Annotated in this window: 24 protein-coding genes; 15 read left to right on the top strand and 9 right to left on the bottom strand. The window is 63.1% G+C overall.

Translation table 11 applies throughout. From position 1 onward, the window contains the following. Window positions 1-200 precede the first annotated feature (200 nt). Both recA and recX read left to right on the top strand, forming a co-directional pair. Window positions 201-1,253 (top strand): recombinase RecA, encoded by a 1,053-nt coding sequence (gene recA / locus JLC71_RS02965; RefSeq protein ID WP_200917194.1) that lies wholly within the window; start codon window positions 201-203, stop codon window positions 1,251-1,253. A 56-nt stretch (window positions 1,254-1,309) separates the two neighbouring features. Continuing rightward, window positions 1,310-1,786 (top strand): recombination regulator RecX, encoded by a 477-nt coding sequence (recX, locus tag JLC71_RS02960; RefSeq protein WP_236250957.1) that lies wholly within the window; start codon window positions 1,310-1,312, stop codon window positions 1,784-1,786. Window positions 1,787-1,790: 4 nt separating this feature from the next. Here recX and JLC71_RS02955 read toward each other — a convergent pair whose 3' ends face one another. Next, window positions 1,791-2,690: a LysR family transcriptional regulator gene (locus tag JLC71_RS02955; RefSeq protein ID WP_200917193.1), complete on the bottom strand. Its 900-nt coding sequence runs from the start codon at window positions 2,688-2,690 to the stop codon at window positions 1,791-1,793. Between the two features lie 107 nt (window positions 2,691-2,797). Here JLC71_RS02955 and JLC71_RS02950 point away from each other — a divergent pair, with 107 nt between their 5' ends. The 6 genes from JLC71_RS02950 to JLC71_RS02925 all read left to right on the top strand — a co-directional run bounded on the left by JLC71_RS02950 (window position 2,798) and on the right by JLC71_RS02925 (window position 8,872). Continuing rightward, entirely contained in the window at window positions 2,798-3,430 is a 633-nt protein-coding gene (locus tag JLC71_RS02950; RefSeq protein WP_200917192.1) for a DsbA family protein, read from the top strand. A gap of 31 nt (window positions 3,431-3,461) precedes the next feature. Continuing rightward, the gene (locus JLC71_RS02945) at window positions 3,462-4,100 is read left to right on the top strand and encodes an NAD(P)-dependent oxidoreductase (RefSeq protein WP_200917191.1); all 639 of its coding nucleotides are present in this window, start codon (window positions 3,462-3,464) and stop codon (window positions 4,098-4,100) included. A 141-nt stretch (window positions 4,101-4,241) separates the two neighbouring features. After that, window positions 4,242-5,444, top strand: coding sequence for a multidrug effflux MFS transporter (locus tag JLC71_RS02940; protein ID WP_236250956.1), 1,203 nt, complete (start codon window positions 4,242-4,244; stop codon window positions 5,442-5,444). A 111-nt stretch (window positions 5,445-5,555) separates the two neighbouring features. Beyond that, window positions 5,556-8,189: an alanine--tRNA ligase gene (alaS, locus tag JLC71_RS02935; protein ID WP_200917190.1), complete on the top strand. Its 2,634-nt coding sequence runs from the start codon at window positions 5,556-5,558 to the stop codon at window positions 8,187-8,189. A gap of 78 nt (window positions 8,190-8,267) precedes the next feature. Then, window positions 8,268-8,498 (top strand): DUF1653 domain-containing protein, encoded by a 231-nt coding sequence (locus tag JLC71_RS02930; RefSeq protein ID WP_200917189.1) that lies wholly within the window; start codon window positions 8,268-8,270, stop codon window positions 8,496-8,498. Continuing rightward, a complete protein-coding gene (locus JLC71_RS02925) occupies window positions 8,495-8,872 on the top strand; it encodes a hypothetical protein (protein ID WP_200917188.1) in 378 nt (125 codons plus the stop codon). The genes JLC71_RS02930 and JLC71_RS02925 overlap by 4 nt, the downstream gene beginning before the upstream one ends. 61 nt (window positions 8,873-8,933) lie before the next feature. Here the strand turns inward: JLC71_RS02925 and hslO are convergent, their stop codons facing one another. The 5 genes from hslO to orn all read right to left on the bottom strand — a co-directional run bounded on the left by hslO (window position 8,934) and on the right by orn (window position 12,070). Further along, window positions 8,934-9,806 (bottom strand): Hsp33 family molecular chaperone HslO, encoded by an 873-nt coding sequence (gene hslO / locus JLC71_RS02920; RefSeq protein ID WP_200917187.1) that lies wholly within the window; start codon window positions 9,804-9,806, stop codon window positions 8,934-8,936. Window positions 9,807-9,918: 112 nt separating this feature from the next. Then, window positions 9,919-10,395: a NanQ anomerase/TabA/YiaL family protein gene (locus JLC71_RS02915; protein WP_200917186.1), complete on the bottom strand. Its 477-nt coding sequence runs from the start codon at window positions 10,393-10,395 to the stop codon at window positions 9,919-9,921. Between the two features lie 14 nt (window positions 10,396-10,409). Beyond that, the gene (locus tag JLC71_RS02910) at window positions 10,410-10,991 is read right to left on the bottom strand and encodes an MFS transporter (protein WP_200917185.1); all 582 of its coding nucleotides are present in this window, start codon (window positions 10,989-10,991) and stop codon (window positions 10,410-10,412) included. Beyond that, window positions 10,988-11,476, bottom strand: a complete 489-nt coding sequence (locus JLC71_RS02905) for a CinA family protein (RefSeq protein WP_200917184.1) — start codon at window positions 11,474-11,476, stop codon at window positions 10,988-10,990. The genes JLC71_RS02910 and JLC71_RS02905 overlap by 4 nt, the downstream gene beginning before the upstream one ends. 27 nt (window positions 11,477-11,503) lie before the next feature. Beyond that, window positions 11,504-12,070: an oligoribonuclease gene (gene orn, locus JLC71_RS02900; protein WP_200917183.1), complete on the bottom strand. Its 567-nt coding sequence runs from the start codon at window positions 12,068-12,070 to the stop codon at window positions 11,504-11,506. Between the two features lie 384 nt (window positions 12,071-12,454). Here orn and sbcD point away from each other — a divergent pair, with 384 nt between their 5' ends. Both sbcD and JLC71_RS02890 read left to right on the top strand, forming a co-directional pair. Next, entirely contained in the window at window positions 12,455-13,687 is a 1,233-nt protein-coding gene (sbcD, locus tag JLC71_RS02895; RefSeq protein WP_200917182.1) for an exonuclease subunit SbcD, read from the top strand. Further along, window positions 13,684-17,088: an AAA family ATPase gene (locus JLC71_RS02890; RefSeq protein ID WP_200917181.1), complete on the top strand. Its 3,405-nt coding sequence runs from the start codon at window positions 13,684-13,686 to the stop codon at window positions 17,086-17,088. Before sbcD ends, JLC71_RS02890 begins: the two co-directional genes overlap by 4 nt. Here the strand turns inward: JLC71_RS02890 and JLC71_RS02885 are convergent. Then, window positions 17,069-17,431, bottom strand: coding sequence for a hypothetical protein (locus JLC71_RS02885; RefSeq protein WP_200917180.1), 363 nt, complete (start codon window positions 17,429-17,431; stop codon window positions 17,069-17,071). The genes JLC71_RS02890 and JLC71_RS02885 overlap by 20 nt on opposite strands. Window positions 17,432-17,545: 114 nt before the next feature. On the opposite strand from JLC71_RS02885, the gene JLC71_RS02880 reads away from it, so the two are divergent. Next, complete coding sequence (locus JLC71_RS02880) at window positions 17,546-17,824, top strand: DUF7660 family protein (protein ID WP_200917179.1); 279 nt, start codon at window positions 17,546-17,548, stop codon at window positions 17,822-17,824. Between the two features lie 25 nt (window positions 17,825-17,849). On the opposite strand, the gene JLC71_RS02875 is transcribed toward JLC71_RS02880, so the two are convergent. Both JLC71_RS02875 and JLC71_RS02870 read right to left on the bottom strand, forming a co-directional pair. Further along, on the bottom strand, window positions 17,850-18,332 hold the full coding sequence (locus tag JLC71_RS02875; RefSeq protein WP_200917178.1) for a DUF1579 domain-containing protein: 483 nt from the start codon (window positions 18,330-18,332) through the stop codon (window positions 17,850-17,852). A 95-nt stretch (window positions 18,333-18,427) separates the two neighbouring features. Beyond that, on the bottom strand, window positions 18,428-18,769 hold the full coding sequence (locus JLC71_RS02870; RefSeq protein WP_200917177.1) for an FKBP-type peptidyl-prolyl cis-trans isomerase: 342 nt from the start codon (window positions 18,767-18,769) through the stop codon (window positions 18,428-18,430). A 318-nt stretch (window positions 18,770-19,087) separates the two neighbouring features. Here JLC71_RS02870 and JLC71_RS02865 point away from each other — a divergent pair, with 318 nt between their 5' ends. From JLC71_RS02865 to JLC71_RS16695, 4 genes are all read left to right on the top strand, one after another. Continuing rightward, a complete protein-coding gene (locus tag JLC71_RS02865; RefSeq protein WP_200917176.1) occupies window positions 19,088-19,573 on the top strand; it encodes an SRPBCC family protein in 486 nt (161 codons plus the stop codon). A gap of 11 nt (window positions 19,574-19,584) precedes the next feature. Further along, on the top strand, window positions 19,585-20,052 hold the full coding sequence (locus JLC71_RS02860) for an SRPBCC family protein (protein ID WP_200917175.1): 468 nt from the start codon (window positions 19,585-19,587) through the stop codon (window positions 20,050-20,052). Then, the gene (locus tag JLC71_RS02855) at window positions 20,039-20,419 is read left to right on the top strand and encodes an ArsR/SmtB family transcription factor (protein WP_200917174.1); all 381 of its coding nucleotides are present in this window, start codon (window positions 20,039-20,041) and stop codon (window positions 20,417-20,419) included. The genes JLC71_RS02860 and JLC71_RS02855 overlap by 14 nt, the downstream gene beginning before the upstream one ends. Window positions 20,420-20,573: 154 nt before the next feature. Next, window positions 20,574-21,358 (top strand): IS5 family transposase gene (locus JLC71_RS16695; RefSeq protein ID WP_236250955.1). Its coding sequence is split into 2 segments (ribosomal slippage): window positions 20,574-20,958 and window positions 20,958-21,358, totalling 786 coding nucleotides; the frame shifts between segments, so codons are not numbered across the junction. The last annotated feature ends 534 nt before the right edge of the window (window positions 21,359-21,892 follow it).

Raw genomic sequence — 21,892 nt, 5'->3', positions numbered from 1 at the left:
AAGACCCGCATTATGCCGTGCGCGATTTCAAGCCGCCTGCCCAGTTGGACTCGCGTTGATCTGGATAAATCTGTTGCAGAAAAAAACAATCCTTTTGCCAAGGTGATCCGGCCACGACAATCCTGACGGACGTCCTTTTATTCGTAGAACAATTGTTCTACAATCGGCAACAAGATAAATGACCCAGCGGATTGGTGAACATGGACGACAACAAGAGCAAGGCGCTCGCGGCGGCACTGGCCCAGATCGAACGACAGTTCGGCAAGGGCTCCATCATGAAGATGGGCGAAAACCAGATCGAGAACGACCTGCAAGTCGTTTCGACCGGTTCGCTCGGTCTCGATCTCGCGCTCGGCGTCGGCGGTTTGCCGCGTGGCCGGGTGGTCGAAATCTTCGGGCCGGAATCGTCGGGTAAAACCACGCTGTGCCTGCATGTCGTTGCCGAAATCCAGAAGCTGGGTGGCGTCGCCGCCTACATCGACGCGGAAAACGCGCTCGACCCGATCTACGCCAGCCGCCTTGGCGTCAATGTGTCGGAAATGCTGATTTCGCAACCGGATACCGGTGAGCAAGGTCTGGAAATCGCCGACATGCTGGTTCGCTCCGGTGGCGTTGACATCATCGTCGTCGACTCGGTCGCCGCGCTGGTGCCGAAGGCCGAAATCGAAGGCGAAATGGGCGACGTGCACGTCGGCCTGCAAGCCCGTTTGATGAGCCAGGCGCTGCGCAAGCTGACCGGCAATATCAAGCGCACCAATACGCTGGTGATCTTCATTAACCAGCTGCGCATGAAGATCGGCCAGATGATGCCCGGCCAGAGCCCGGAAACCACTACCGGCGGCAACGCGCTGAAGTTCTACGCCTCGGTTCGCCTCGACATCCGCCGTATCGGCGCGGTGAAAAAGGGCGACGAGATCATCGGCAACCAGACCAAGGTCAAGATCGCCAAGAACAAGGTCGCGCCACCGTTCCGCATCGTCACTTTCGATATCCTCTACGGCGAAGGCATTTCGCGTGAAGGCGAAATCATCGAACAGGGCGTCGCGCAGAAGATCGTCGAGAAATCCGGCGCCTGGTACAGCTACAACGGCAACAAGATCGGTCAGGGCATGGAGAACTCGCGCCAGTACCTGAAGGATAATCCGGAAGTCGCCGCCGAGATCGTCGCCAAGGTCCGTGAAAAGATCGGCTTGGTGATGCCGCTGGAACCGGCGCGTGCATTCGACGATGTCGCCGAAGAGTTGGCGGAATAATTTACGCCGCAGTCCAAACGGCCGGTTTACCGGCCGTTTTGCTTTTGTAGAAAATCATGGCCCCGACTCCAACCCTCAGGAACCGCGCGCTCGGCTATCTCGCCCGGCGTGAATACGCCCGGCTTGAATTGCGCCAGAAATTGTTGCCGCACGCCGATGGCGATGAAGCCTCGCTCGACGCCATTCTCGACGATTTCGTCAGCCGTGGCTGGTTGTCCGATGCGCGCTTCGCCGAGCAGTGGGCGCACTTTCGCTCGCAGCGTTACGGCCCGCAACGACTGCGCGCCGAGCTGCGACAGAAAGGTGTCGACGACAACCTGATCGACGATGCGCTCGCCAATGTCAGCGACGATGAGTACGCACAGGCACGCGCGCAGTGGCAGAAGAAGTTCGGTAGCGCGCCGCAAGACCAGAAAGAACGCGCCAAGCAATTGCGCTTCCTGGCCGGGCGCGGCTTCTCGCTCGATGTGGTGTACAAGGTCGTTGGCGGCGGCGAGGACGACTACGGTGATCAAGGCGACCACGCCGAATAACCGCTCACGCCGCGGTCAGTGCGTCACGCACATGATCGATAAACGCCCTCACCTTCGCCGGCAGGTGTCGGCCATCCGGATAGACCGCGTAAATGCCCGCGCGCGGCAGCGCATAAGCGGTCAGTAGCCGCTGCAGCGTGCCATCGCGCACTTGCTCGGCGACCATGAAATCGGGCAGCGTCGACACGCCGGCGCCGGCAGCAACCAGGCCTTGCAGTGCCGACGTCGAATTGGTTCGCAGCGCCGCCTTCACCCGCACCGTCTCCTGCCCGCCATCGGGCGTGCCGAAAGTCCATTGCAGCGGCGCTCGCAACAAGCTCAGCGCGACCCAGCGATGGGCCGCCAGCTCGCCCGGCGTCTGTGGCGCGGCGTGCTTGCGCAGATACGCCGGCGATGCAACCACCCATTGGCCAAAATCGCCCAGCGGTACCGCCCTGAGCGTCGAATCCTTGAGCCAGCCCATGCGAATCGCCAGATCCAGCCGCTCGGCCACCAGATCGAGTTGTTCGCTGGCGGTGACCACCTCGACCTCCATGTGCGGATAGCGCGCCAGAAAGCTGACGATCAGCGGCGCCAGCACCGTCGCGGCGTAATCGGCCGCCACGGTCAGCCGCAACAGTCCGCTGGGTTCACGCCGACCCGCTTCAAGCCGCTCGACCGCCGCCTGCATCTCGCGCAGCAGCGGCGCGCACTCGTCGAACAGTGCGTTGCCGGCCTCGGTCAGCGCCACCTTGCGGGTGGTTCGGGTGAACAGGGTCGCGCCGAGTTCGGCCTCCAGCCGGCTGATCTGCTGGCTGACCATCGACTTCGGCTTGCTCAGCCGCTCGGCGGCGGCGGTAAAGCTGCCGGCTTCGGCAACGGCGGCGAACACAGCCAGCCGGTTCAGATCGATCGCATTACGCATGGCACTGTTATTTAATCAAGAACAGTAAATTATCAATTAGGCCGTTTATCAATTCAATCCCGCCGCGCATGATGGCTGCATTGAAAACCGATCGAACGGATGCCCTCATGCTCCAAGACGCCGAACTCATTCTCTTGTTTGATCCGAACTGCGGCTGGTGCTACGGCGCCCATCCGGCGCTGGCCGCCCTGCACGCCGCCAGCCCGCTGCCTTGGAGGCTGCTGCCAACCGGCCTGTTTGCCGGCGCCGCCGATGTGGCGCAGCAGGACGCGTACTTCTGGCGCAGCGATATGCAAATCCGCGAACGCACCGGCATGGCATTCAGCGAGGCGTATCGCGACCGCATTCTCGGCAGCGACCGCGTTTCGCTTGATTCGACCCAGACCACACTCGCCTGGCACCTCGTCGCCCGGCAATGCCCCAAGCAAGTGCTGGCGGTGCTGCAGCGGGTTCAAGCGCTGCGTTATGTCGATGGCGTTCATTGCGATGCAACGGCCATTGCCTCGCTTGCCGAAGCCTTCGGGCTCGATCCGGCCGCGCTGCAAGCGGCGTTTCAGCAAGGCTGGCCGGCGTCGCTGCAGCACGAAGTGGCGCAAGCGCGTGCACTGATGCTGCAACTGAATTTGCGCGGCGTGCCGGTCTTGCTGCTGCGGCGCGGCAGCGATCTGACTATCGTTCCCAATGCCCTGCTGTTCCAGAACCCGGCCGAGCTGGTCGAGTTTGTCTCCCGCAACGTTTGATCCCAACGCTCGATCCCCAAGGAGTAACACCATGAAAATCGCCCTGATCGGTGCCACCGGCTATGTCGGCGCCAAATTGCTCGCCGAAGCGCTCAACCGCGGCCATCACGTCACCGCCATCGTCCAGCATCCGGAGAAACTGCCCACCCACGCCAAGCTGACCGGCGGTGCCGCCAAGGTGCAGGATGCCGCCGCGCTGGTGCCGCTGCTCAAGGGCCACGATGCGGTGATCAGCGCCTTCAGCGGCCATGCGCAAAGCGATGTACTCGGCTATTTCATCGATGGCTTCAAGGCCATCGTTGCCGCAAGCAAGGCCGCCGCCGTGGCGCGGCTGCTGGTCGTCGGCGGTGCCGGCAGTCTGGAAGTCGCACCGGGTGTGCAACTCGTCGATACCCCGGCCTTCCCGGAACAATGGAAAGCGTCGGCGCTCGGCGCCCGTGAAGCGCTGAATCTGCTGCGCGGTGAAACCGCACTCGACTGGACCATGCTGAGCCCGTCGGCCCTGCTCGAACCGGGCGAACGCACCGCAAGCTTCCGGCTCGGCGGCGACCAGTTGCTCGCCGACGCCGATGGCAACAGCCGCATTTCGGTCGAAGACTATGCAGTGGCGATGATCGACGAACTCGAAACGCCGAAGCACAGCCGCGCACGATTTACCGTCGGCTATTGATTAATGTTCGCTTGACGTCGCTCTACCAGACCTCAGCGCCAGGCGGGCTGTCGGGCTTTCAATCGCCTTGCCGGCGCAAATTTGATTACCTAAGAAATTATTCCTGATGCAATCATCATGCCAAAATGACATAATCTCACCATGACCGCCTCTTCCGCCCCCCGCTTCCACATTCCCGGCTGGATGCTGTTGCTTGGCATCCTCACCGCGATCGGCTCGGTGTCGATCGACATGTATCTGCCGGCCTTCCCGGCCATCCAGCAAAGCCTGAACGCCAGCAGTGGCAGCGTGCAACTGACGCTGACGACCTTCTTCGTTGGCATGCTGGCCGGCCAGCTCGTCTACGGCCCGGCCAGCGACCGTTTCGGCCGCAAGAAGCCGCTGATGGCGGGGCTGGCGCTGTACTCGCTGGCATCGATCGGCTGCATGCTGGCGCAAAGCATCGAGTCCTTGATGTTCTGGCGCTTCATCCAGGCTTTCGGTGCGTGTTCGGGTATCGTGCTGGCGCGCGCCATCGTGCGCGACCGCTGCGATCCGCGCGAAGCCGCGCGCTCGTTCTCGATGCTGATGCTGATCATGGGCGTATCGCCGATCCTGGCGCCGCTGCTTGGCGGCTACATCCTGCAGGTATCAAGCTGGCGGACGATCTTCGGCATCAACGTCGCCTTCGGCATCGGCTGCCTGATCGCCGTCACCACCTCGCTGCGCGACACCCGCCAGCCCGATCTCGCCACCTCGCTCAATCCGTTCAAGGTCTTCAGCGCCTACGTCGAGATCCTGCGTGATCGCGAATTCAGCACCCATGCCATTTCCGGCGGTTTTGCCCAGGCCGGCCTGTATGCCTACCTGGCCGGCTCGCCCTTCGTGCTGATCGAACTGTTTCATCTGAGCCCGACTGCCTATGGCTGGGTGTTCTGCGCCAACTCGGTCGGCCTGATCGCCGCCTCGCAGTTCAATGCGGCGCTGCTCAAGGGCAACAGCATCTATACCTTGCTGCGTCACGGCCTGACCGCGGCGCTAGCGGCGTCCGCGCTGCTGATCGTCGCCGGGGTGGCCGGTATTGCCACCATGCCGCTGCTGCTGGCGGGGATTTTCTGCTTCATGAGCAGCCTCGGCTTCGTCAACCCGAACGCCGCCGCCGCCTCGCTCGCCAACCATCCGGAGCGCGCCGGCAGTGCGTCTTCCTTGCTCGGCACGCTGCAATACGGTCTCGCCACGATCGCCACCTTCGCGATGGGCATGATCCACGATGGCACCGCGCGGCCGCTGGCATTCGCCATGGCGCTGTGCGGCATCCTCGGCTGGGCGATCAACCGCTATTTCGTTCGCGCCAAGCCCGCCTGAACGCATAGAGGCGACACGCCGCCGTGCCACAAACCCGCCGCTCCCCCCAGCGGCGGGCTTTCCTTTAGAATCCAAGGTTTGTACCTTCTTCGCATTCCGAGCCCAGCGCCCATGAAAACCGCCGAGATTCGCCAGAAATTCCTGGATTTTTTTGCCACCAAGAACCATCAGATCGTCGCCTCCAGCCCGCTGGTGCCCGGCAACGACCCCACCATCATGTTCACCGTGGCCGGCATGGTGCAGTTCAAGGATCTTTTCCTCGGCAATGAAAAGCGCAGCTACACCCGCGCCACCACCAGCCAGAAATGCCTGCGCGCCGGCGGCAAGCACAACGACCTTGAAAACGTCGGCTACACCGCGCGCCACCACACCTTCTTTGAAATGCTGGGCAACTTCAGCTTCGGTGATTACTTCAAACGCGATGCGATCACCTTTGCGTGGGAATTCCTCACCAGCCCCCAATGGCTGAACCTGCCCAAGGAAAAGCTGATGGTCACCGTCTACGCGTCGGACGACGAGGCGTATGACATCTGGCACAAGGAAGTGGGCCTGGCCGCCGACAAGATCGTCCGCATCGGCGACAACAAGGGCGCGGCCTACGCGTCGGACAACTTCTGGACCATGGGCGATACCGGCCCATGCGGCCCGTGCACCGAAATCTTCTACGACCACGGCCCATCCGTCGCCGGCGGCCCGCCGGGCAGCCCGGATGAAGACGGCGACCGTTACATGGAGATCTGGAACAACGTCTTCATGCAGTTCAACCGCGACGAAACCGGCACGCTGCATCCGCTGCCCAAGCCGTCGGTGGATACCGGCATGGGGCTTGAACGGCTGTCGACCGTGCTGCAGGGCGTGAAGTCCAACTACGAAACCGACCTGCTTTCCGCACTGGTCAAGGCCGCTGCGCGTGAAACCGGCGTGGCCTACAGCCAGGATCAACCGTCGCTCAAGGTGATCGCCGACCATATCCGTGCCTGTGCCTTCCTCGTTGCCGATGGCGTACTTCCGTCGAACGAAGGCCGCGGCTACGTGCTGCGCCGCATCGTGCGCCGCGCGGTGCGCCACGGTTACAAGCTGGGCCAGAAAGGCGTGTTCTTCCACAAGCTGGTGGCCGATCTCGCCGCAGTCATGGGCGATGCCTATCCGCAGCTGCATCAGCGCCAGGCCATCATCGAAGACACACTGAAGCAGGAAGAAGAACAGTTTGGCCGCACCCTCGATATCGGCATGGCCCTGCTGGAGAAATCACTCGAAGGCGGCAAGAAGGTACTGGACGGCAAGACCGCATTCACGCTGCACAGCACCTATGGCTTCCCGATCGACCTGACCGCCGACATCTGCCGCGAACGCGCACTGGAGCTGGACATGACCGGTTACGAGCGCGAATTGAAGGAAGAGCAGCAACGCGGCCGCGCCGCCGGCAGCTTCAAGATGACCGCCGGCCTCGCCTACGACGGCGACGCATCGTGCTTCCACGGCTACTCGGAAACCAGCGTCGACGCCAAGGTGATCGCGCTCTACAAAGGCAGCGAACAGGTACAGCAACTGAATACCGGCGATGAAGGCGTGGTCGTGCTCGACAACACGCCGTTCTACGCCGAATCGGGCGGCCAGGCCGGCGACGTCGGCGAGATTTCCGCCGCCGGTGGCCTGAACGCACTGTTCGACGTCACCGACACCCAGAAGGTCAAAACCGATGTGTTCGGCCATCAGGGCCGGCTGGCACGCGGCACGCTCAAGGTCGGCGATAGCATCACCGCGACCATCGATCTGCACAAGCGCAACGCCACCCAGCGCAACCACTCGGCCACGCACCTGATGCACGCCGCGCTGCGCGACGTGCTCGGCTCGCATGTCGAGCAAAAGGGCTCGCTGGTCACGTTCGAGCGCACCCGTTTCGACTTCAGCCATCCGAAGGCGCTGACAGCGGAAGAGATCGCCAAGATCGAAGCCGTGGTCAATCACGTGATCATGAGCAACCACAGCGTCGATGTCGGCCTGATGAGCTACGACGACGCGATCAAGGCCGGCGCGATGGCGCTGTTCGGCGAGAAGTACGGCGACGAAGTACGCGTACTGAAAATGGGCGACTTCTCGACCGAACTGTGCGGCGGCACCCACGTGCACCGCACCGGCGACATCGGCTTCTTCAAGATCGTCGCCGAGACCGGTGTTGCCGCCGGCATCCGTCGCGTCGAAGCCGTCACCGGCGAAGGTGCGCTGGCGACGGTGCAGGCGATCGAATCCGAACTCAAGGCCGCAACCAACATCGCCGGCGCACAGCCGGGTGAGTTGATCGCCAAGCTGGAAAAACTGCAGGCCGAACTCAAGGCCGCGCAGAAGGAAACCCAGGGGCTGAAGAGCCAGATGGCCTTCGGCCAGCTCGATCAATTGGTCGGTCTGGGCATGCGCAGCATCAAGGACGTCAAGGTCGTGATCGCCAATGTCGACGGTATCGACGGTGGCACCTTGCGCGAGATGAGCGACAAGCTGATGGATCGCATCGGCTCGGGGCTGGCCGTACTGGCGAGCACGCTCGACGGCAAGGTCAGCATCATCGCCCGCGTCTCCAAGGATCTGACCGGCAGAATCAAGGCCGGCGAGATCGCCAACCACATCGCCACACAGGTTGGCGGCAAGGGCGGCGGCCGCCCGGACATGGCCCAGGCCGGCGGGACGCAGCCGGAAAACCTGCCGGCCGCGCTGCAGAGCCTGCCTGACTGGGTCGAAGCCAAGCTGTAACCGGCACACCCTGCATAACGGCTGGTTCCCGGATTCCGTTCCGGGCCCAGCCGTTTTTTCATGCTTTCGAGGAACACCATGACGCCCCGCCCCGCACTGCAAACCGGCCATTACCGCCACTACAAGAATATGAATTACGAAGTCGTCGACGTCGTTCGCCATTCGGAAACACTGGAATGGCTGGTGCTGTACCGCGCGCTGTACGGCGATTTCGGCCTGTGGGTTCGGCCGTACGAGATGTTCTTCGAGAACGTGACCATCGAAGGCCGAACGGTGCCGCGCTTTGCCTATATCGGGCCGCGCGAGTGAGTCCGCCCGGAGGCGGCGACACGGGCGAGGAAAACCCCGGCCTGAGCGAGCGCCTGAGCTATGCCTTGCTCGGTGCGCTGTTCGGTGCCATTTACGGCGTGATGCTCGCCGTGTTGCTGGCGTGGCTGCTGAGCAGCGGCACGACGCTGCTGGCCACCGTGCTTGCCTCGACAGGCATGTTCGCGGTGCTGGGTTTTGTTCGCGGCCCGGTGATCGGCGATCTGGTCGGCGCACTCGCCTGGTTCTGGTACGGCGTGTTCAGCGCCTTCAGCAGCTATACGCTGGAGCTGCCGGCGCAGGACACCGGGCGGGTGCTGAAAACACTGTTCTACGTCGGTCTCGCCACCGGCATGCTGGTCTGGCTGGCGATCTGAGCAGACGCAAACAAAAGGCCCCGAACAATCGGGGCCTTTTGTACAAACGAGCGCACGATACTCAGTGCACCGGCCCTTGCACCGGCGTCGTGCCGTGACCGGCAAACAACTGCTCGATATCGACCGGATCGAAGTGATAATCCTTGCCGCAGAACTCGCATGTGACGTCGACCGTGCTTTTCTCCGCCAGCACATGATCGACCTCTTCGCGACCGACCATTTCCAGCATGCTGCCGACGCGCTCGCGCGAGCAGGTGCAGGCAAAGCGCGGCATGGCCGGCTCGAAAACGCGCACCTCCTCCTCGTTGAACAGTCGGTACAAGACATCGCGCACCGGTAGCGTCACCAGTTCTTCCGGTGTAATCGTCTGCGCCAGTGCCTGAATCCGGTCCCACGCATCCGTATCGCCCTGGACTGCGGGCATCTTCTGCACCATCAGCCCCGCCGCGACGCCCTGCTCGCACGCCAGCCATATCCGGGTTTCCAGTTGCTCCGAATGCTTCATGTAGTGCTCGATCACCTCGGCCACGCTCTGGCCTGACTCAAGGCCGACGATGCCCTGATAGGCCTCGCCCTCGTCCGGGTCGAGTGTCAGCATGAAACGTTTGTCCTTGCCAAGCAGCTCGGCCAGCGACACATCGGGGATATCACCTTCCCAGCGCGCCATGGCGCGGATGGTGTTGTCACTGGTGACCTCGACCACCAGCAGCCGCACCGCACCGGTGCCGTGCAGCTGCATCACCAGCGTGCCTTCGAACTTCAGCGTCGCCGACAGCAGCGTGCCGGCCGCCATCAGCTCGCCGATAAACCTGGCCAGCACCGGCGGATAATCGTGCCGCGTGAGCACTTCGCGGTAGGTATCGTCCAGTTTGACGATCTCGCCGCGCACCGGGGCATTGTCAAAGAGAAAGCGTTCAAGCGTGTCTTGGGTCATGGCTTCTGGCCGGATCGAGCCGGCGTTATCTCAGAGTTGGAACAAACATTGCACTGCAAACACACCCAGCGCAGACATGGATTACGTACCCAGCCGGGGATTGCTTGTGTACTTAAAGGCCAAGCAGGGCGCGGTCGATTTTCACGACCACCTTGCGGATCGGCATCGATCCGGCCACGCAGCGACCGGGCCGGTGCAACTCGCCCGGGTAAAAGACCACGAAATCGCCCGGCTGCAGATTGATGCGCTGCTCGTTGGCCGGCGCCGCGTAAAAAGCGATATCACGGCTGTCGAAGCGATCGTCGACCACGGCCAGCGCTGCATCGGCCGGCGCCACACCGAAACCCTCCTCACCGCTCAGCAAAAGCTGGATATCGGCATAGCGGTGATGCGCTTCGGGTTTGCCGGCTTCAAACGGCTGCGTCAGCATTTCCTGAATCATGAAAAACAGCCGGTCGCCGTCAATCTCGTAACGGCCGGCGGGCATGGCGTGCAAATCGTGCTGCGCCAGCGCATCCAGCGCCCGGTTCACGGCATCGGGTAACACGGCGCGTTGCTGTGGCCAGTTGGCCAGATTGCCGATAAACATCGTTTAACTCCGTTTCAATCGTCGGCGGCGGCAATGGTGAGCTGATATTCGGTCATCGGCAGGCTGGAGCTGATGTCGAAGGTGCAGCCGGCCTCGACGCCGATGCGGGCGATATCGGCGGCGGAAAGTTCGTCGCGGTCATACACCGCCTGCATCGCGCCCAGCGCGTAATCATGGCCGCTGCCAATCGCCCAGAAGCGCGAATATTCGTACACCTCACGCAGGCTGTAAACGCCGAAAATGCCGTGTTTGTTGGCAATCAGCGCGGTCAGCTGGCTCGATTCGTACGGCTCGTCTTCTTCCTCGTCGGGCTTGAGGAAGAAATCTTCCTTGAGCTTGGGATGCAGCTTGCGAAAGCTCTCGAAAATCGACACCCGGCTGCTGAAATCCAGCGTCTTGGATTTCTTCAACGCGGCCTGCATCACCAGATCGTGCGCAGCGCTGCCGGAAATCGAAAAATAACTGCCGTGCGATTTGAAGATCTTGTTCCACTGCGCATCAAAACCCGCGCCCAGCGCCGTATCGCCAAAAGTGGACTGGCTATCGGCCGCAATGGCGATCTGATTGTTCTTTCTGACGACAACGACGGTGGTCAACGGCTTTCCTTGATCAATTGCACGAGTTTGCCCAAAGCATGGGCAACGGCCTGCTGGCGTACTTCACGGCGATCGCCGGCAAACACGCAGCGTTCGGTGACGATGCCCAGCGGCGAGCCCCAGGCAAACCAGACGGTGCCAACCGGTTTGTCGGCGCTGCCGCCACCGGGGCCGGCGACGCCGGAGACCGCGATGCCCCAGTCGGCGCTGGATGCCGCCATCGCGCCCTGCACCATCGCCGCGACCACCGGTTCGCTCACCGCGCCCAGGCCTTGGATAAAGCCGGGCGGCACGTCGAGCATATCGACCTTGGCACTATTGCTATAGGTGACGAAACCGCGGTTGAACCAGTTGCTCGAGCCGGCGACATCGGTGATCGCCCCGGCAATCAAACCGCCGGTGCACGATTCGGCCGTGGTCACGCTCTGGCCACGCGCCAGCAACGCTTGGCCAAGTTGTTCGGCCAAGGCCTCGGTATTCAACATGGGGGCACTCATCGCTGCGTACAAGGCTTAATCGACCAGCAGCGGCGAGACCGGCACCTTGAGGAAGTGCTCGCGGTAGAACTTCATCTCGTCGATCGATTCGTAAATATCGGCCAGCGCCTCGTGCCGGCCCTTCTTCTTGAACAGGCGGTACACATCGGGCTGCCAGCGCTTGCACAGCTCTTTCAGCGTCGAGACATCCAGATTGCGGTAGTGGAACCATGTTTCCAGCGTCGGCATCCAGCGCGCCATGAAGCGGCGATCCTGACAGATCGAATTGCCGCACATCGGGCTGGTGCGCTGCGGCACGTACTGCTGGATAAACGCCAGCGCCGCCGCCTCGACTTCCTCGACGCTGAGCGTCGATGCCTTGATCCGCTCGATCAGCCCCGAACGGCCGTGGGTCGACTTGTTCCAGTCGTCCATCGCATCGAGCACGTGATCGGGCTGGTGCACCGCCCACGACGGCGATTCGGCCACCGTATTGAGCTGGCTGTCGGTAATCACGATCGCCAGTTCGATAATCTTGTCGTTCTGCGGGTCAAGGCCGGTCATTTCCATGTCCAGCCAGATCAGGTGATTCTGATCAAGCATATAAAATCCTTTATTTTCATCAAGTTGCTTATCAATCCACCGCCGGAAATACCGCGTATCTGCGCAGCAGGCCGGGGTAGACGAGGGTCTGGCTGCAATTTTAGCATTGATGCGAATATGCACCTTTCCCGGTAAAAATATTCACCGGATGCCACTTGCCCAACTGACGCATCGATACCACTCAGACCGAAAAATCGATGACCAGGTATGAATTGTTGCGGTGCAGCATTATGCTGAAGGCAGAAATCTGTCCTGTCATGCGGATTTCTATCCCTCTCCCCCGGTGCCTGGCGTGCCGGGGCTTTTTTTTGCCGGCGACGCCCCACGCCAAAGTGCCTAAAATGGCGCGCACCCTCCCGCTTTCCCCACAAGGTTCGACCCCGGATGCGCATTCTGCATACGTCCGACTGGCATCTGGGCCAGCATTTCATCGGCAAGACCCGCCAGTTTGAGCATCAAGCATTCATGGCCTGGCTGATCGATCAGATTGCGGCGCAGCAGATCGACGCCGTCATCATCGCCGGCGACATCTTCGACACCGGCTCGCCGCCCAGCTATGCCCGCGAGCTGTACAACGGCTTTGTGGTGGCGCTACGTGATAGCGGTGCCGAACTCGTCATCCTCGGTGGCAACCATGATTCGGTGGCCACGCTGGGTGAAAGCAAAACGCTGCTGGCGCACCTGAATACCCGCGTCATCCCCGGCGTGTGCGAGAACGCGGCCGATCAGGTGCTGGTGCTGCACAAGCGCGACGGCAGTGCCGGCGCGGTGCTGTGCGGGATTCCGTTCATCCGCGCGCGCGACGTGATGCAGAGCCAGGCCGGCCAGAGCGCCGAAGACAAGCAGCGCACGCTGCAAAGCGCCATCGCCGCGCATTACCAGACCATTTACGCGCTGGCCGAAGCGAAGCGCGACGAGCTGGGAGACAAACGGGGCGGCGCGCTGCCCATCATCGCCACCGGCCACCTGACCACCGTCGGCGCCAGCGCCAGCGAATCGGTACGCGAGATTTACGTCGGCGCGCTTGAAGCCTTCCCGACCAATGCCTTTCCGCCGGCGGCGTACATCGCGCTCGGCCACATCCACAAACCGCAAAAAGTCGGCGGGCTGGAACATCTCCGCTACTGCGGCTCGCCGATTCCGCTCAGTTTCGACGAAGCCCGCCAGACCAAGGAAGTGCTGCTGGTCGATCTTGATCACACCGGTTTGCGCTCGGTCACGCCGCTGCCCATCCCGCGCTTTCAGCCGATGATCTCGGTACGCGGCACCCTCGCCGAGCTGCAGGTGGTGATTGCCGACGCGGCGCAATCGGGCTGCGCCGAGCTGCCGGTGTGGCTGGAAGTCGTGGTCAGCGCCGACGATTACCTCAGCGATCTGGCCACGCGCATTCAGGCCATCTGCGAAGGTTTGCCGGTCGAGGTGCTGCGGATCAAGCGCGAGCGCGGCAACGCCCAGCCCGGTTTGCAGCGGATGGCGAGCGAAACGCTGGCCGAACTCAGCCCCGATGACGTGTTCGCGCAGCGGCTCGCCAGCGAAGACCTTGCCGATGAACTCAAGCCGCAACTGGCGCAGCGCTACCGGCAAATCGTCAGCAGCCTGCAGGAGGCTGACGCATGAAAATCCTCACGCTGCGGCTTAAAAACCTGAATTCGCTCAAGGGCGAGTGGAAGATCGACTTCACCGCCGAGCCGTTCAAGGACAACGGCCTGTTCGCGATCACCGGGCCGACCGGCGCCGGCAAGACCACGCTGCTCGACGCGATCTGCCTGGCGCTGTATCACCAGACGCCGCGGATGAACACCGTTTCGGCCGGCAGCAACGAGCTGATGACCCGGCACACCGCCGATTGCCTTGCCGAAGTCGAATTCGAGGTCAAAGGCGCGCGTTACCGCGCGTTCTGGAGCCAGCGCCGCGCCCGCGACAAAACCGACGGCGCGCTGCAAGCACCGAAGGTCGAACTGGCCGACGCTAGCGGCAATATCCTCACCGACAAGATCAACGACAAACTGCGCCAGACCGAAAGCCTCACCGGCCTTGATTTCGCCCGTTTCACCAAATCGATGCTGCTGGCGCAGGGTGGCTTTGCCGCGTTTCTGCAGGCCAACGCCAACGAGCGCGCCGAACTGCTCGAAGAGCTCACCGGCACCGAAATCTACGGGCAAATCTCGCAGCGCGTGTTCGAACAGGCGCGCGACGCCAAGGCCGCACTCGATCAGCTGCGCGCCAAGGCGTCGGGCGTTGAATTGCTCGACGATGCGCAACGCGCGGCCTTGCACGATGAGGCCGCCGGGCTCGTCCAGCAGGAAGCCGGCCTACAGGAACGACAGGCACTGCTGAACACCCAGCAACAATGGCGACACGCGCTCGCCAAGGCCGGGCAAGCGCACGGCGCGGCGCAATCCCGCCAAGCCGATGCGCACGCGGCGCAGGCCGACGCGCAGCCGCAACTGGCGCGACTGGCCGCCAGCGAACCGGCGCAGCAATTGCAGCCGCTGTACGCGGCGCAGCAGGCGGCAGCAGCGGCACAGGCCGGCACCCAGCGCGAACTGGAACGCGTCGGCACCGAGCGCCAAGCCACGCATCGCCGCATCACCGAACTCGGCTGGCGTGGCTGCGCGCTGGCGCAGCAGATCGCCATCGGCAAGCAAAGCGCGCTCGACGCGCTCGCGCAGCAGCAAGCGCAGTTGCAAACCCGCCTTGCCGCGCAGCCGCAACACGGCCAGCTGGGCGAACGGCTAGGCGCATGGCGGCGGCAGTTCAGTGCGCATGCACAAACGCAGCACGATGTGCGGCGGTTACGGCTAGACCAAGGTCAGATCGACGCCGGCATCAGCACGCTGATTGCCTTGATCGCCACGCAGCAAACAGCGTTGAACGCGCACGCGACGAATCTGGCCACCGCGCAGCAGGCCGAGCAGACCGCGCAAGCGGCACTGAACGCCCTGCTCGCCGGCAGTGACGAAGCCGCGTTGCGGCAGCAATGGCACGGGCTGATCAATCAGGGTAACGATCTGCAGCAGTTGCAGCAGATCGTCACGACCCGCCAGCAAGGCGCCGGCCAGCTTGAGAAAATCAACACCGAGCTGGCGCAAAAGCGCGAGCAGCACGGCGCCAAGGCCGAGCTACAGCAAACCTTGCGGGCACGATACGCCGATCTGAAACAACAGATCGCCGACAAGGAAACGCTGCTGGCGCAGGAAAAGCGCATTCAGGATCTGGAAGCGCACCGCGCCCAGTTGCAGCCCGGTGAGGCGTGCCCGCTGTGCGGCGCAACCGAGCACCCCGCCGTCGCCGCGTATCAGGCGCTGAACACCTCGGCCACCGAGGCCGCCTTGCTGGCCAAACGCGAAGAGCGCGATGCCCTGACAACGCAAGGCCAGAACGTCAGCGGCGAAGTCGCGGCGCTGCTGGCGCAGATCGAACAGCTCGCAACGCAAGGCGACGGCCAGCAACAGGCCTTGCTGCAGCTGGATGCGCAGCGTGCCGAACTCGCCCTGCGCCTGGGTCTTGCCACCGATGCCGACCTCGATGCGCTCGCCGCTCACCAGCAAAGCCACGCAACCGAACTGACCACGCTGCAACAGCGGCTCGACCGGCTCGATGCCAGCAAAACCACACTCGCGCAGGCCAGCCAGGCGCGGCAACAGCTCGAAAAAACCAGCGCCGACGCCACGCAACAACTGGCGCTGCAACAACAAGACCTGCACAACCGCCAGCGCCAACTCGCCGAGCTGACCGAACGCGCGCAGGCATCCACGACCTTGTTCGATAGCCAAACCGCCGAACTGAATGCCGCGCTGGCATCGCTGGGCTACACGCTGCCGAGCGACAACCAAGCTTGGTTGGCTGAGCGCGAGCACGAATGGCAAGCGTGGCAGCAAGCGCAAAGCCAGCTGCAACAACTCGCCCTTGATCTGAGCACCGCCGGGCAACATGCCCAGACCGCGCAACAGCAAGCCGCACTCTGGCAACAGCGCTGGGCGGCTTTGGGCGAGCCGGCCGGCGCGATACTCGGCGCCGTCGCCGACAGCGCGCAGGCCTTGGCCGAGTGCGAGGCCGAGCTGGCGCAGGCGCAAGACCGCGCCAACCAGCTCAAGGGCACGGAACAGACGCTGCAAGCACGGCTGGCGACCGAAGCCGCCACCGCACAAAGCACCACTGCAATATGGCGCGAACGCCTCGCGCAAAGCCCGTTTGCCGATGAGGCCGCATTTATCGCCGCACGGCTCGGCGACGACGAACGCCAGCCCTTGCTGGCGCTGAAACAGCGGCTCGATACCGGCGTGGTCGAAGCGCAAGCGCTGCTCGCCGCCGCGACGCAAACGCTGGCCGAGCTGCAAGCGCAAGCGGTCACCGAAGCGAGTCTGGAAACGCTCACGCAGCAATGGGCCGACGTGCAGGCCGAGATCAAAACCGTGGTGCAGCGTCAGGGCGAAATCGGCGCACAACTGGCCGGCGACGATGCACGCCGACTAAGCCAGCAGGCGCTGTTCGACGACATCAGCGCCCAAACCGCCGATTACGACCTGTGGCAACACCTGAACGGGCTGATCGGCTCGGCCGACGGCGCCAAGTACCGCCGCTTTGCCCAGGGGCTGACGCTCGATCACCTGGTCCACCTTGCCAATCGCCAGCTCGAACGGCTGCACGGCCGCTATCAACTGATGCGCAGCGGCGAGCTTGAACTGGCCATCGCCGACACCTGGCAAGGCGACCTCGCCCGTGACACCCGCACACTCTCGGGCGGCGAGAGCTTTTTGGTCAGCCTCGCGCTGGCGCTGGCGCTCTCCGACCTCGTCAGCCACAAAACGTCGATTGATTCGCTGTTTCTGGACGAAGGTTTCGGCACGCTCGACGGCGAAACACTGGAAATCGCCCTCGACGCGCTCGATAGCCTCAACGCCAGCGGCAAGATGATCGGCATCATCAGCCATGTGGAAGCGCTGAAAGAGCGGATACCGGTACAACTGAAAGTGAAAAAGGCCGCGGGATTGGGATTTAGCGTTCTGGATTACTAACCGAACGGGCAAGCCGCCGCCTGACGCAGCAAATGCGCCAATGCCGCCATAGCCCAGCCCAGCCCAGCCCAAAGCCGATGGTCGATGCAAGACCGGCGATGGCTTTCAGTGCTTGGTGCCCGTCGGCGTGGTGGCCGGAACGGATTTGACAAACGAGGTTGCCGGAACAACAACCGGTTTCGGTTTTTTCGGCTTCTTCGCTTCTCTGCCACTGCGCAATTGATGTTTGGCCATGATCGTGCTCCCGGCCGCGTGAGCATGAGTGCCGTGCGGCCTCAGATTTCAGCAATTTTGCCGTAATCGCCTGCGCCGGCTGTCCCGGCTGGCGATCTGATTCGATCATAGGCCGGTGCTCCGGCGGTGAAAGGCCTTTTGCCCTTGCCGCGCGACGAACGACCCGGCGCAGCGGCGGCGGTTTTGCGGCACACTGGCCGCACTTCTCGCCCCCGAGCCCGCCATGACGCTTTACGACCAGCTGCAGAACGTCACCGACCCGACCTCCTTCCTCGTGTTTGTCCGCGCGCTGATCGCCGACCGCCAGGCCGAGGCCGGCCAACCGCTCGGCGACACCGGCCGGGGCGCCAACGGCTGGGAAAACCACAGCATCGAGGATTTTCTCGAAGCCGCGCTCACATGGGCGGAAACCACGCATCTGGGCAAGACCCAAGGGCTGAACGACGCCTCGCCGTGGAAGCGGTTTGCGATGTTTTTATACTGCGGAAAAATCTACGAGTAGGCGGCGCTCTCCGCCCGAACCGCCCTCAAGCCTTGCGGATGTAGCGTGCGGTCATGAATGGCGCCCACACACCGTCGGCGCCCTGTGCTTCCGAGCGCATCACGCGCTGCTTGGCGTCGATGATTTCGATCACGTCGTGGTAGGTATTGGTCTGGCCGGGGTTGAGGCAATCCGGGCCGGTGGACGTCAGCGTCAGGATGCGGCCACTGGCGTCGAGCTCGCCGTCGTACACCCACATATGCGCCATCATCGAGCCCACCCAGCTGCCAATGAAACGCTGCCGCGCCGGATCGAAACCCAGCGTCATCAGCATGGTGCAGGGATCGCCATCGGGCATCGTGCCCCGCCCCTCGCACAGCACCCACAAATCACCGAGCGCGCGGACGGATTCGGTGCCGCCGGATTTCGCCGCCGGCTGCTCCGGCGCCATCAGCATCTCGCACTCGAACGTCCAGTCACCCACCAGTTGTTGCAGCCACCGGTGCTGCTGCAGTGCTTCGGTTTTCATCGCCCGGCTCCCCTCATTGCTGAGGACATCTGAAAATCCCAGCCTAGTCTGTGGTGCGATGGGGAGCGGACGTAAGCTGCCGAATGGCGGGCCGATCAATCGTCCCGCGTCAGCACTTCCAGCAACTCGATCCCGAAGATCAGGTTCGAGTTCGGCGTGATGTGCGCGCCGATCTGCCGCTCGCCATAGGCCAGGTGCGCCGGCACGAACAGCTTGCGCTTGCCGCCGACCTTCATGCCCATCAGCCCCAGATCCCAGCCCTTGATGACGCGGCCGGTGCCGATCACGCACTGGAACGGCTTGCCACGGTCATGGGACGAATCGAACTTCGTGCCGTCCTCCAGAAAACCGGTGTAGTGGGCGGTAATCAGCGCGCCCTTGACCACTTCCTTGCCGGTGCCGATGTCGGTGTCTTCAATCAGTAATTCGTTGTGCATGGTTCAACCTGTATGTGCCATCGGCGCTACGCCAGAGCGCCTGTGGCCGCGATTTTACCGCGCAGGCAGCGATGGCGACACCGCGTCGAGCGGCGCATAAGCCCGCACCGTTCGTCTGCCCACCGAGGTTCTGGCGCCCACCAGCCGGATCGCTGCTGTTGCAGCGTTGGCGCGGCTCGAACCCGCAACTCGGCCGTGTCGTCATGGGCAGGCAGCACCAAACAAGGCAACCAAATGGTTGCTTTATTGGCATCCGCTCGCATACTAAAAATATGCAACCATTAAGTTGCCTAAAGAAGGTCAAAAAGGAGCCATGCCATGAGCCACTACCAGCAAAGCCTCACCCTCGAGGCCAGCCCTGCGACGGCCTACGCCGCCCTCACCACGCCCGCCGGCCTGCGCGGCTGGTGGACGCAGGATTGCGATGTCGACACCCACATCGGCGGCAATCTGCAATTCCGTTTCGGGCCGCACTACATGCACATGCGGATCGAACAACTGACACCGGCGAGCGAGGTGCGCTGGCTGTGCACCGCCGCGTTCACCGACGTGGATGCCTTCACCCGCAAGGACGAATGGGTCGGCACGCGGATCGTGTTCCGCCTTGCCCCGGCCGGCGACGGGCAGGCCCGGCTGGACTTCGAACATATCGGGCTGGTGCCGGAATTCGAGTGCTACGATTTATGCCGTAAGGGCTGGCAGCATTTCCTCGCCAGCCTGCAGCAGTACGTCGCCACCGGCACCGGCACCGGCACGCCGTACCGCCCGGCCGAACCGCACCCTGCCGTACCCATCGCCGCCTGAAGGACGAGATCATGAGCACTGTCAGCGATACCGACCACATCGAACGCAGCATCGTCATCAACGCCCCGCGCGAGCGGGTGTGGCATGCGCTCTCGCATGCCGAAACCTTCGGCACCTGGTTCGGCGCCGATCTCAGGGGCCAGACCTTTACACCGGGGCAGCGCACGCGCGGGCCGATCACCATCCAGGGCTTCGAGCACATCCACTTCGACGTGGTGATTGAGCGGATCGAGCCGCAACAGCTGCTGTCCTACCGCTGGCATCCGTACCCGGTCGACCCGAAAATCGACTACGAGCTGGAAACGCCGACCCGCGTGGTGTTCACGCTGCACGACGCGCCGGACAACACCACGCTGCTGAAGGTGGCAGAATCCGGCTTCGACAACGTCCCGCCCAACCGCCGGCTCGAAGCGTTCCGCATGAACGGCAACGGTTGGGTGGCGCAACTGGAGAACATCGCCCGTTATGCCAGCGCCTAGTGCTCCCCCGCCCGCCACGGGCGGCGACACGCTCACCGACGTCATCCACGCCAGCGACACGCTGGCGCGGGTGTTCGCCGCGTTGGGCGACCCGACCCGGCTGAAACTCGTCGCCGTGCTCTGCGCCGGCGGCGCGTTCTCGATCGCCCAGCTCACCGCCAACACCGACATCAGCCGTCAGGGCGTCACCAAGCACCTGCAGGTGCTGGCCGAGGCCGGCGTGGTAAGGGATGTGAAGCTGGGCCGGGAGCGGCTGTGGCAACTGGAGCCGGCGCAGGTCGAGGCTGCGCGGCAGACGCTGGAAGTGATCGGGCGGGAATGGGAAGTGGCGTTGGGCAAGTTGAAGGGGTTTGTGGAGGGGCTTTGATTGCGCGATTGCGCAGATGGCCCATTCATAAGCAACGTAGGGCGGATTCGGAGCATAGCGACAATCCGCCGATTGTCGGCGCGATTAAACTAATCCGACGTACCGCGGTAGATGGTGTCGTCACGAGTGATTGGCGAGTGTGTATGCTGCCGCCATGACAAGCACACCGCCGACCAAGCGCCTGGTACACCGCCGCCACGACCTTCCTGATCAAACGTGGCTTTTGCTCGAACCGCTCCTGCCCGGTCGCCACGGCGCCTGGGGCGGCCGGGCCAGAGATAACCGCCTGTTCCTCAACGCCGTGTTCTGGATTTTGCGTACCGGCGCCCCATGGCGCGATTTGCCGCCCGATTATGGCGACTGGAAGAACACCCACCGCCGCTTTTGTCGCTGGCGTGACAAGGGCGTCTGGGCACACCTGCTTGAAGCGCTGATCACCAATCCGGATTTCGAATGGCTGATGATCGACGCCACGCATGCCAAGGTGCATCCGCATGCCGCCGGCGCACGCGGCGGCAATCAGGCAATGGGGGTGACCAAAGGGGGCTAAACAGTAAGCTGCACTTGGCGGTGGACGCGCACGGCATGCCGGTGCGGGTCTTGGTGACCTCGGGCACGACGGCGGACTGCACCCAGGGCGGCGCGTTGATTGACGGCTTGAGCGCGGAATACCTGCTGGCTGATCGTGGCTATGACAGCGACGCCATCGTTGCTCAGGCCTCGGCGCAAGGCATGAGAACGGTGATTCCGTCGCACCGCAACCGTAAGGCGCCGCGTGAACACGATGCGGCGCTGTATCGCCACCGGCATCTGGTTGAAAATGCGTTTTTGCAGCTCAAACGCTGGCGAGGCATCGCCACGCGCTATGCCAAGAATGCGGCGTCATTCCTGGCGGCAGTCCAGATTCGCTGCATTGCGATCTGGGCGCGCATCTTGTGACGACACCACCTAGTAAGATCAAAGGCGAAAATCAAAAACCAAACCGCCGGACCCGCCCGGCTGGCGGGTTACTTTCTTTGCTTCGCCAAAGAAAGTAACCAAAGAAAAGCGACCCGAGACGGCAGGCGCTCCGCGCTACCCTGCGTCGGTCGCGAGCCAAGTCATGAAGCCCGACTTGTCTCGCTCCACTCCTCGGCTGCCTAGGACGGGATTTGGGGCGGTATGCGAAGGTCTGAGCAAAACGGTGGATTGGCTACAACCGGCGAATCGTAGGGCGGATTCGGAGCGCAGCGACAATCCGCCGATTCCCGACGCGATCAAACCAATCCGACGTTCCGCGGTAAGTTGAATCCTCGATTTGCGCAGACCGTAGCACACCACCCAATCCCCTCAGTAGCGCCGAGCGAGGAACAAGCGGGGCGGGGTTTCGGCGAGCACTGTCTGAGCGAAGCGAGTTGCGCAGCCGCCGCCCCGATTGTCCGCAGCGAGGGAACCCCGAAGGGGCGCGGATGCGGGGTCGCCTTCTTTTGGTTA

Origin of the sequence: Jeongeupia sp. HS-3, from assembly GCF_015140455.1 — a bacterium.
In the GTDB taxonomy this organism is placed as follows: Bacteria; Pseudomonadota; Gammaproteobacteria; order Burkholderiales; family Chitinibacteraceae; genus Jeongeupia.
Note: the sequence above shows the minus strand (reverse complement) of the source record. Positions and strands in the feature narration are given on the sequence as shown.

Coding starts and splice junctions, on each gene's coding strand:
- recA (WP_200917194.1), top strand. CDS start 201: ATGGACGACAACAAGAGCAAGGCGCTCGCGGCGGCACTGGCCCAGATC.
- recX (WP_236250957.1), top strand. CDS start 1,310: ATGGCCCCGACTCCAACCCTCAGGAACCGCGCGCTCGGCTATCTCGCC.
- JLC71_RS02955 (WP_200917193.1), bottom strand. CDS start 2,690: ATGCGTAATGCGATCGATCTGAACCGGCTGGCTGTGTTCGCCGCCGTT.
- JLC71_RS02950 (WP_200917192.1), top strand. CDS start 2,798: ATGCTCCAAGACGCCGAACTCATTCTCTTGTTTGATCCGAACTGCGGC.
- JLC71_RS02945 (WP_200917191.1), top strand. CDS start 3,462: ATGAAAATCGCCCTGATCGGTGCCACCGGCTATGTCGGCGCCAAATTG.
- JLC71_RS02940 (WP_236250956.1), top strand. CDS start 4,242: ATGACCGCCTCTTCCGCCCCCCGCTTCCACATTCCCGGCTGGATGCTG.
- alaS (WP_200917190.1), top strand. CDS start 5,556: ATGAAAACCGCCGAGATTCGCCAGAAATTCCTGGATTTTTTTGCCACC.
- JLC71_RS02930 (WP_200917189.1), top strand. CDS start 8,268: ATGACGCCCCGCCCCGCACTGCAAACCGGCCATTACCGCCACTACAAG.
- hslO (WP_200917187.1), bottom strand. CDS start 9,806: ATGACCCAAGACACGCTTGAACGCTTTCTCTTTGACAATGCCCCGGTG.
- JLC71_RS02915 (WP_200917186.1), bottom strand. CDS start 10,395: ATGTTTATCGGCAATCTGGCCAACTGGCCACAGCAACGCGCCGTGTTA.
- JLC71_RS02905 (WP_200917184.1), bottom strand. CDS start 11,476: ATGTTGAATACCGAGGCCTTGGCCGAACAACTTGGCCAAGCGTTGCTG.
- orn (WP_200917183.1), bottom strand. CDS start 12,070: ATGCTTGATCAGAATCACCTGATCTGGCTGGACATGGAAATGACCGGC.
- sbcD (WP_200917182.1), top strand. CDS start 12,455: ATGCGCATTCTGCATACGTCCGACTGGCATCTGGGCCAGCATTTCATC.
- JLC71_RS02890 (WP_200917181.1), top strand. CDS start 13,684: ATGAAAATCCTCACGCTGCGGCTTAAAAACCTGAATTCGCTCAAGGGC.
- JLC71_RS02885 (WP_200917180.1), bottom strand. CDS start 17,431: ATGATCGAATCAGATCGCCAGCCGGGACAGCCGGCGCAGGCGATTACG.
- JLC71_RS02880 (WP_200917179.1), top strand. CDS start 17,546: ATGACGCTTTACGACCAGCTGCAGAACGTCACCGACCCGACCTCCTTC.
- JLC71_RS02875 (WP_200917178.1), bottom strand. CDS start 18,332: ATGAAAACCGAAGCACTGCAGCAGCACCGGTGGCTGCAACAACTGGTG.
- JLC71_RS02870 (WP_200917177.1), bottom strand. CDS start 18,769: ATGCACAACGAATTACTGATTGAAGACACCGACATCGGCACCGGCAAG.
- JLC71_RS02865 (WP_200917176.1), top strand. CDS start 19,088: ATGAGCCACTACCAGCAAAGCCTCACCCTCGAGGCCAGCCCTGCGACG.
- JLC71_RS02860 (WP_200917175.1), top strand. CDS start 19,585: ATGAGCACTGTCAGCGATACCGACCACATCGAACGCAGCATCGTCATC.
- JLC71_RS02855 (WP_200917174.1), top strand. CDS start 20,039: ATGCCAGCGCCTAGTGCTCCCCCGCCCGCCACGGGCGGCGACACGCTC.